We start from the raw sequence: 8,343 nt of genomic DNA on the forward strand, positions 1-8,343 counted from the left end.
ATGACAAGGGCCGCGCCCTTGGTGTTCAAACAGCCCTGCCAATGACATTTCAAATCGGTGCCCAGCTATGGGCGCTGCGACCCCATCAATCTTAAATCGCCAGGATCACTAACTATGAAAGTTGTCGTCATTAACTACACCGGCACCGTTGGCAAAACTACCATCGCCGCCAACCTGTTGTGGCCACGCATGGGCGGCGCGCCGCTCTATGCCATTGAGTCCATCAACGAAACGGCTGAGAACCTTGGCTTGGATGTTGAGAAGCTGCGCGGCGACGCGTTCCGCGAGCTGTTCAAGCGACTCATGCTGGAGGATCAGGCGATCATCGACGTTGGAGCGTCCAACGTTGAAGATTTTATGGCCAACCTGGAGGAGTTTGATGAAGCTCATGAGGAAGTCGACTACTTCGTGATCCCGGTCACTTCAGGCACCAAGGAGCAAAAAGAAACGGTGAGCATGATTAGTAGCCTGGCCTCACTTGGCGTACCCCCTGAAAAGATTCTTGTATTGTTCAATCGTGTCAAAAAGGATGTTAATACAGAGTTTCCGATTATCTTTGCTTATCACCAGCGCGCCGGTGCATTCACGTTGAATCCAGAATGTGCCGTGTTTGAATCTGCATTGTTTGATGCCTTGTCTATCCACCGTATCTCAATGCAAACCGTAATGGACGATGACACCGACTACAAAACACTCCTCAAGGATAAAGATGCCAACGCACAGGAGCGTGATCGTTGGTCTGATATGTTCGGGCTGACACTCTTGTGTAAAGGCGTTAATCGCAAACTTGATCGAGTTTTCGCGGCGCTGTTTGGCCTTGAGGTGATAAAATGAGTGAACATGAAACTATTCCCTCTACTGCACGTGATGCTCTGATTATTGAGTTGTTGAGCGACGTAGGCCGTTTGCACGATGAGGTTAAAGGCATTCCGAAGCTGCTTGAGATATCCATGAGGGATTCACTGGATATTGTGGCCGACGCAGTAGAGGATGCGGAAGACACTGCGTTGCTTTTGCAAGAAGCGACAAAGGAAGTTATTCAAGCGACTGCCGCCAAAGCTGGTGTGGACGTTGCTTTGGAAATGTCCACGGCCATTCACCAGAGTTTAGAGCGAGTGTTCGAACCTGCTTTGCAGCGCGCAGCGATAAAAATCGATGACTTGGAAAAGCGAGTCAGCGCTTTATCCGGCAATTTTCGTGACACCCAAGCCTCACGGTTCAACTATATTGTCCTGTCGGGATTTGTTGCCGTGAGTATCGCGGTGGTGTGTGCAATGGGGTGGGTAGCGATAAAGGCTCAGGACGTTAATGAAACCAATCGATGGTTTTATCACGAATACAAAAAACAGCAGGCTGTCATTGATACGCTACCGTCTGCCATTAAAAAACAGTTTGCGCAGTAACCACTGAGCTAATATATAACGGTCATGGCTTGGAAGTTCTGTTCGCGTCACTGATGACTTCGGCCCAATTCGTGTTTTCCACCTCCTCCCTGATTTGCTTCATGTTTTGCCTGAAGTTAGCTTGTGGCCTGGTCTTCTCGCCATTCAGCAATGCGGGTTTGCTGACCGCTGCGCTGTCGCTTTTTTCAGGTAGGGGGTGTTTAACCTGTCCGGCTCGTTTGTGGCTTTTACGAATTCTGTACAGCGCCTGGTCGAAGTGACGAAGGCTGATTGCGAGTCCAGTATCCACCAGTTTCTGGTGAATCACCGTCCTGCTTACAGCTGAGTCCAGAGCGTTTTCGATCACGTCATACAGGTCGCGAATTTGCGCAGTGTACGACCTGGCTTTGCTGTCCTGGGCTAGTTCTGCCAACGCATCACGCCGGTTTTCGGTTTCTTGAGCCAAGATTTGCCCCTTGCTGCGTACAAAGTGATGTAAATGTGATGTAAATCTGTCGTATTCGAGCGTAACACCGATGTAGAAAAACGCAATGCAAAGCAATCCTGACGTAATCCCGAGCATTTCTGATGCAATTCTGATGTAACCGTGGGTTCATCCTGCTGACCCCCTATCTCGAATTCGCTAAACAGGCACGTTACCGATTGTCTACAAAAAAGAGCTTCGCCTTTTTCGTATCCAATCGACGTGCCAAAGGGGATACCCCTTTGGAACCCCGCAGAGCGGGAAAGCGTTGTCGTTGTCGTTGTTGGTTGTCGTCATTCCAGGTGCCCCCAGGAGGTGATCTTGTGGCCGAAAAAGTGAACAAGTCATGCCCCGTGTCATGCCGTTTCACGGATGAACAGTTCGCTCGGTTTGCCGAGCCCATCGCGCAATCCGGCCTTAAGCCAGCCCGATTCTTTCGTGACCTGGTGATCAGCCGTTCGCCTACCTTCGAGCGATCCGCAATCGACAAAAAGCGGATGCAGCAGGTATTCGAAAAGTCCGGACATGCTCTAAACCGAGTTGCCTACTCCGCAAACTCGGCACCTTACAACGGCACCGTTTATCAAAAGCAATATCTCCACTGGCTTAATAAACTAAATGCTATTCAACAACTGTTGCTCACCGTGTTGTCCGAGACTGACCCGCCAAAACCGGCAAGGCCAGTCCATAACGGCAACCGTGGTTCACCTAAAGTATCTGGCAAAAAAGTTCATATCATCCGGTTTCGACTCACCCAAGACGAAATGACCCAGTTTGATGACATGATCAAACGGGCGGGCTGTTCTGCATCAACCTTTTTTAGAGAGCTGATTTTAAATCCCACTCCGGTATTCAGAGAGTTTACCGGGTTTAGGAGGAGAATAGTATTCATCGTAAACAAAGCCGGTAACAACATTTCGCAGTTGGTTTATATCGCTAAATCAGCCAGTGACAGAGGCCTCATTACCGACAGTGTGAGAGACAAATGGTATGAAGCGCTGGTGGTCATCGAAACGATTTTATTAGCAGGTATTGAATATGCTGATTAGAGTCAGTGGCTATAACACCGGGGCGCAGGAGTATTTAGAACAAGGCAACAAATCAGGTCGAGAGTTTACGCGTGATGAATTGGACCATCGGTTGATCATTGAGGGTCAGCTCAGTGTGACCAGGGCCATCTACGAAAGTATTCCGGACCATGGCCAAGATCGCTACCTTACGTTCACGCTAAGCTTCAAAGAGGACACGGTGTCACCTGAATTGCTCAAGGCAGTGACGACCGACTTCAAGAACTTCTTTATGCATGCGTACAAGCCTGAAGAATTCAATCTGTATGCCGAAGCGCACTTGCCAAAAATGAAGACGGTCACTGATAGGAAAACCGGCGAGGTGATTGACCGCAAACCTCACATTCATATCATCATTCCGCGTATCAACCTGCTGAGCGGCAACGAGGCCAATCCGGTCGATGTTTATAAGAATCATGAGAAGTATTTTGAAGCTTTTCAGGAGCACATTAACCAGAAGTACGGTCTGTCTTCACCGCGTGAGAATGTGCGTGCGGACATTACCGATGCGGCCAGTGTTTTGTCACGTTACAAGGGCGACGACTTTTACGGCAAGAACCGCCAGTTCAAACAGCAGCTGGTTAAGCAGGTCATTGAGCGCGGCGTAACTTCACGCGCTGATTTTTATGCCCTGGTAGCTGAGCACGGTGAAACACGCATCCGTAATGAAGGCAAGGACAACGAATACATTTCGGTCAAATTGCCGGGTGACGCAAAGGGCACGAACCTGAAAGACACCATCTTCCAGGATGACTTCATTGTCAGGCGTGAACTAAGAAAACCACCGCTTGAAGCCAGTGTGATCCAGGAACGCTTGCTTGCCTGGCCGCAGCGCGCAAGGGAAATCAAGTACGTCAACAAGGCCACCCCCAAGTTTCGCAAACAGTATTCCCAAGCTTCCCCTGAAGAGCGTGTTCGGCTACTGGCCGAGCGCGAAACCCATTTCTACCGAGCACATGGAGATGATTATGAATCCGTACACACCTGGCAACGACAGAGAGATAACCAGCGAAGTCCTGCTGAAACTACAGGGCGACGCACTGCGGCACCTGCCGATGGCTTGCAAGACCTGTCCGTCAGCGATGTGGCAGATCACAGGCAAGCCGGACCGACCCGAAGCCGTGACGGTGCGTTGTTACTGCCCAGTGATGCACACGTTCACGTGGGACAGTCGCAACCAGGAGGAGATACTGGATTGCGATCATCTGTACCAGGAGGTGGACGAGGAAGGCGGGCCGGGTCCACAGCTGAGCGAGGAAGAGGAGGAAGCCAACCTGCCGCCGTTTCTCAAGAAACAAAGGGAACAGCAACGCCTGCAGGCGCAACAGGCCGACGACGAGCCGGAGCTGGAAAATCCCGAAACACCCGAGTACGAGCTGGACGTGTAGTCCCGCCGTATGCCCAGAACCCCCACCGTGTCGCCACCATCGCTGACATCGAGGAGCGGGGCCGACGCCTGTTTGACCCGCTCAAGCGGCCTTCTGACAACGCGCTGGTGTTCTATCGATCATCCAGCCACCCACAGGTGGCCGACCAGTTGCCCCAGGCGACGGCTGCGACGACAACGCCTGTCCAATCTACTGCCGGACGCAGGCCCCGGAGTTCAGGCAAGCCCCGCCCTCCCCGTCAATGGCGGCCTGGTGCTGTCCCGCCTTACGCCAAGAACCCGCACCGGGTCGCGACGGTGGCTGACATCGAGCAGCGCGCCCGGATGCTGTTCGATCCGCTCAAGCGACCTGCAGACAAGGTGCTGGTGTTCAAGCGGGCTTCGATCAAGGCCCTGACCGTTAACAAACACGCCTCCACGGTGGCCGCGTATTTCACGCGGCAGGCGCAGCACAACAAGATCGCTCCGGCCCACCGCCGGGCCATACGCCGGATCGATCAGCAGTATTTCGCGCTCAGGCGCGCCGTGTTCTCCGATCAACGCTTAACCCGTCAGGACAAGGCGCAGCTGGTTTCCGTGCTGACCTTCGAACGGCTCAAAGCACGTGAACAGTTCCACAAACCCCAACCCAATATCGAGGTAAATCTCATGGGCAGTGCAGCCATACGCAATCTCCTAGATGATGAAAAAGAAGACCCAGGCTTCAGCATCAGCGGCGCGAGGGGCCCAGGCCGTGAAGGCGTGCGTGACCAGGTGAAGCGGATCATGGATCGCTTCGCCAAACAGGTTGATCCAGCCGCCGCCAGTGAGCGGGCTCGCGACCTCAGCGCCAAGGATCTTTACACGCGCAAGGTCAAGTTCAGTCAGAACGTGCATTACCTGGACAAACAGACCGACAAGACTTTGTTTGTCGACACGGGTACCACCATTTCCATGCGCCGCACGGGCATCACCGAAGCCGGGGTGTCCGTAGCCCTCCAGCTGGCCCGGGAAAGGTTTGGCAGCACACTGACGATCAACGGCACTGCCGAATTCAAAAAGCTCGTGATCGAGGCGGTGGCCAAAAATGGCCTGGACGTGCATTTCACCGACAAGGCCATGAATCAAAGCCTGGCGGACCGCCGTGCAGAGCTGGACATCGAACGTGATGGCCAGAGCATTGGTCCTGCCACCGACTTGCCTCGGCACGTTGATGACGCCACACGGGACGTGCGGGACCAGGCGGATCGCCTGAGCGTTACCGTGCCTATCGAAGCGCTGTATGGCCAAGGAAAAACTGCTGACCAGGTTAGCCAGGCGCTCGCCGCGCAGCTGGACACCGTTCCTGAGTCGGAGCGCATTGCGTTCGTGGAGACGGTGGCCATCACCCTGGGCATTCCAGAACGTGGCGAGCCCAAGGGCGACCAGTCGTTTGCACAGTGGCAGGCGCAGCGTGCGCAACCGGCTGCGAATTCCGCAGCATCAGCAACGTCTGAAGCGAAGGCCAATGTGCCGACGCCTTCAGACGCCGTGCCTGAACCGGTAAGCCCAGAAGCCGCGAAGACTGCGCTGGCCAACGACCCTGACCTGCAGAGCCCAAGCGAGCTGGTCCGGCTTGAAGCGCAATGGCGTCGTGATTTTCCGATGTCCGAAGCGGATGTCAGGGCCTCTGATACGGTCATGGGCTTGCGAGGTGAAGACCATGCCATTTGGATCATTGCGACGGATGACAAGACCCCAGAAGCGGCTGCCCTGCTGACGGCTTACATGGAAAACGACAGCTACCGCGAAGCGTTCAAAGCCAGCATCGTCTCTGCTTACAAGCAAGTCGAAAACTCGCCTCAGTCGGTCGATGACCTGGACCACCTCACGGCGATGGCTGCCCAGATAGTCAATGAGGTGGAAGAGCGTCTGTTTCCGACACCTCAAGCAGCAACGGGCCAGACAGCCCCGTCCAGGAGCAAAGTCATCGAGGGCACGCTTATCGAGCATGGGGAAGCACCGTATCAGCACAATGACGACAACCAGATGAGCTACTTCGTGACGCTCAAGCCCGAGGGCGGTAAGCCCCGCACGGTGTGGGGCGTAGGGCTGGAAGAGGCCATGAGCGACGCAGATCTGAAGCAAGGCGATCAGGTACGTTTGCAAGACCTGGGCACCCAGCCTGTCGTGGTGCAGGTCCTCGAAGAGGACGGCACTGTCACGGACAAAACGGTCAACCGCCGCGAATGGTCAGCGCAGCCGGTCGCGCCTGAACGTGAAGTGGCGGAGACCACGCCCAAGGGACAGGCCGCAGCAGCAGGCACACCGGAGCTGTCATCCCCAGATGAAGATGATGGTATGAGTGTGGATTGAACCGAGTGAGAACCCACCTCCTTGTATGGAGGTGGGTCCCTTCCAGGAGACTTAGTAGATTCCTCGTAGCAAAAATTTCATAACTTATGTAAGTTATGTCACTTCAATAATCAGTATCAAGGGCAGTTCATGATCTTACTTTTAGGTGGTGAAAAAGGCGGCAGCGGTAAAAGCTGTCTGGCTCAAAACCTGGCCGTCTGGCTGCAGGCTCGCGGAGGTGACGTCCTGCTTCTAGATGCCGACCCTCAGGGCACAACCGCAGACTGGGCTGCTGAACGCTCTGCACAGGGAGACCTCCCTGCGATTCCTGTTGTGCAAGCACACGGCAATATTCGTCAAACGCTGACAGACCTTCGGGGCCGGTACAGGCAAATTGTGGTCGATGCTGGAGGATCTGATTCGGAGGCACTGCGGTCAGCTATGACGGTAGCAACTCATATGTTGATCCCTTTCCGGCCCAAGCGACGAGATCTCAAGACCCTTCCAAAGGTCGATAACCTGGCACGACTGGCTACTGCAGTGAACCCAGCATTGAACGTGCGTGCAGTGATCACCCAATGCCCTGCCCTTCCTAGCCAGATACAGCGGATATTGGATGCCAAAGAAGCATGCCGCTCCTTCGGCATTCAACCTCTTGACGCGATTACAACAGCTCGCAATGTCTACGACGATGCGGATGAAGACGGATGTTCGGTCTTGGAGAGCAACTCTGACGCACGTGCTAAAGAAGAGATAGAGACGTTGGCAGCAGAGCTTTGGGGGGCTGCAAAATGGGATTGAAAGATTTGATTCGTAAGCCTGAGCAGGTCTCCCCGTCTTCGGAGGCCAACGACGAAGCAGCGCTGGCTTTCATATCTGCAGCGCCCGTTAGTGCCACGCCCGAGCCTAAGCGCAAGCGTAAGAAAGCTTCTACATTCGTGCGTACTACTTTTTCCCTCTCCAAGGACGTTAACAGGCAGATAGATAAGATTTCTCTTTTGCCACGGACCTTCCGCATATCTAGATCCGATGTGATTCGGGCTGGAATCATGGCTCTCCAAGAGCTTGATAAGGCTGACCTCATTGCGCTGCTTGAGAATGCATCTAATGCTGAACCCATAACCGATTCTATGGAAGACGAGTAAGTGCTATAACTTACGTAAGTTATTACTGTTGCATAAATTACATCAGTAATTTCGTTGAAAGCCCCGTCCCGCAAGGGTTATGGCCAGGCGCACTAGGCTGAAAAGATGGTGGAATATAAGCTTAAAAAAATGGCATTTTCATTGCGGATGGGGAATCCGGGTGATAGTGTTCACGCACTTTGCCTGCCCACCGTTGCTGGGATGCCATATTTTTCATGCTCGAATGAGCGTAGACGGGAAAATTTCTAACGATTTAGCCAAATAGCAGAAACCAAAAAGCCCCGCTTGCCGGCGGGGCTTTTTGGAAAAACTTGAACAGGCCTTGCTTTTTTCGAGAGAAGGAGACCTGTCCAACACACATAACGTGAGCTGATTATGGCGTTCACTGCGGCTTTGTGCAAGTCGTCAAAAGTGAAGCCATCAGTTCACCGCTGAACGGTGGACTTATGGAAAAGATTCTTCAGCGGCTGTGCGTTCTCGATGACCGCACCCTGCCCCCCCGGTTGACCCTTTGTGTCAAACACTTTCACGCCGTTGGCCAACCTGCTGGCCAAGGCGGTGAAGC

The 8,343-nt window shown here is 53.6% G+C and carries 9 protein-coding genes; 7 read left to right on the plus strand and 2 right to left on the minus strand.

Going from position 1 to position 8,343, the window contains the following annotated elements:
* Window positions 1-114 precede the first annotated feature (114 nt).
* Complete coding sequence (stbB, locus tag MME58_RS27085) at window positions 115-834, plus strand: StbB family protein (protein WP_055007061.1); 720 nt, start codon at window positions 115-117, stop codon at window positions 832-834.
* Complete coding sequence (locus MME58_RS27090) at window positions 831-1,403, plus strand: hypothetical protein (RefSeq protein ID WP_055007062.1); 573 nt, start codon at window positions 831-833, stop codon at window positions 1,401-1,403. Before stbB ends, MME58_RS27090 begins: the two co-directional genes overlap by 4 nt.
* Window positions 1,404-1,425: 22 nt before the next feature.
* Here MME58_RS27090 and MME58_RS27095 read toward each other — a convergent pair whose 3' ends face one another.
* Complete coding sequence (locus MME58_RS27095; RefSeq protein WP_241409138.1) at window positions 1,426-1,848, minus strand: hypothetical protein; 423 nt, start codon at window positions 1,846-1,848, stop codon at window positions 1,426-1,428.
* A 341-nt stretch (window positions 1,849-2,189) separates the two neighbouring features.
* Between MME58_RS27095 and MME58_RS27100 the strand changes: the two genes are divergently transcribed.
* Window positions 2,190-2,915, plus strand: coding sequence for a plasmid mobilization protein (locus tag MME58_RS27100; RefSeq protein WP_055007064.1), 726 nt, complete (start codon window positions 2,190-2,192; stop codon window positions 2,913-2,915).
* 202 nt (window positions 2,916-3,117) lie between these two features.
* On the opposite strand, the gene MME58_RS27985 is transcribed toward MME58_RS27100, so the two are convergent.
* Window positions 3,118-3,351, minus strand: a complete 234-nt coding sequence (locus MME58_RS27985; RefSeq protein WP_032674793.1) for a hypothetical protein — start codon at window positions 3,349-3,351, stop codon at window positions 3,118-3,120.
* A 550-nt stretch (window positions 3,352-3,901) separates the two neighbouring features.
* Between MME58_RS27985 and MME58_RS27110 the strand changes: the two genes are divergently transcribed.
* The 4 genes from MME58_RS27110 (at window position 3,902) to MME58_RS27125 (ending at window position 7,778) form a co-directional block, all read left to right on the plus strand.
* A complete protein-coding gene (locus MME58_RS27110) occupies window positions 3,902-4,321 on the plus strand; it encodes a hypothetical protein (protein WP_017279388.1) in 420 nt (139 codons plus the stop codon).
* Between the two features lie 764 nt (window positions 4,322-5,085).
* The gene (locus MME58_RS27115) at window positions 5,086-6,654 is read left to right on the plus strand and encodes an LPD7 domain-containing protein (RefSeq protein WP_338156866.1); all 1,569 of its coding nucleotides are present in this window, start codon (window positions 5,086-5,088) and stop codon (window positions 6,652-6,654) included.
* Window positions 6,655-6,783: 129 nt separating this feature from the next.
* Window positions 6,784-7,434 carry an AAA family ATPase gene (locus tag MME58_RS27120; RefSeq protein ID WP_003407061.1) on the plus strand — a complete coding sequence of 217 codons (651 nt, stop codon included), beginning with the start codon at window positions 6,784-6,786 and terminating at the stop codon, window positions 7,432-7,434.
* Complete coding sequence (locus MME58_RS27125; RefSeq protein ID WP_003407059.1) at window positions 7,425-7,778, plus strand: hypothetical protein; 354 nt, start codon at window positions 7,425-7,427, stop codon at window positions 7,776-7,778. The genes MME58_RS27120 and MME58_RS27125 overlap by 10 nt, the downstream gene beginning before the upstream one ends.
* Window positions 7,779-8,343 lie beyond the last annotated feature (565 nt).

The sequence above is a fragment of the Pseudomonas syringae pv. tagetis genome, from assembly GCF_022557255.1.
Lineage (GTDB): Bacteria > Pseudomonadota > Gammaproteobacteria > Pseudomonadales > Pseudomonadaceae > Aquipseudomonas > Aquipseudomonas caricapapayae.

What these genes read in the sequence shown, in the direction of transcription:
- stbB (WP_055007061.1), top strand. Translation starts at nt 115, where the DNA reads ATGAAAGTTGTCGTCATTAACTACACCGGCACCGTTGGCAAAACTACC.
- MME58_RS27090 (WP_055007062.1), top strand. Translation starts at nt 831, where the DNA reads ATGAGTGAACATGAAACTATTCCCTCTACTGCACGTGATGCTCTGATT.
- MME58_RS27985 (WP_032674793.1), bottom strand. Translation starts at nt 3,351, where the DNA reads ATGATTCTTATAAACATCGACCGGATTGGCCTCGTTGCCGCTCAGCAG.
- MME58_RS27110 (WP_017279388.1), top strand. Translation starts at nt 3,902, where the DNA reads ATGAATCCGTACACACCTGGCAACGACAGAGAGATAACCAGCGAAGTC.
- MME58_RS27115 (WP_338156866.1), top strand. Translation starts at nt 5,086, where the DNA reads ATGGATCGCTTCGCCAAACAGGTTGATCCAGCCGCCGCCAGTGAGCGG.
- MME58_RS27120 (WP_003407061.1), top strand. Translation starts at nt 6,784, where the DNA reads ATGATCTTACTTTTAGGTGGTGAAAAAGGCGGCAGCGGTAAAAGCTGT.
- MME58_RS27125 (WP_003407059.1), top strand. Translation starts at nt 7,425, where the DNA reads ATGGGATTGAAAGATTTGATTCGTAAGCCTGAGCAGGTCTCCCCGTCT.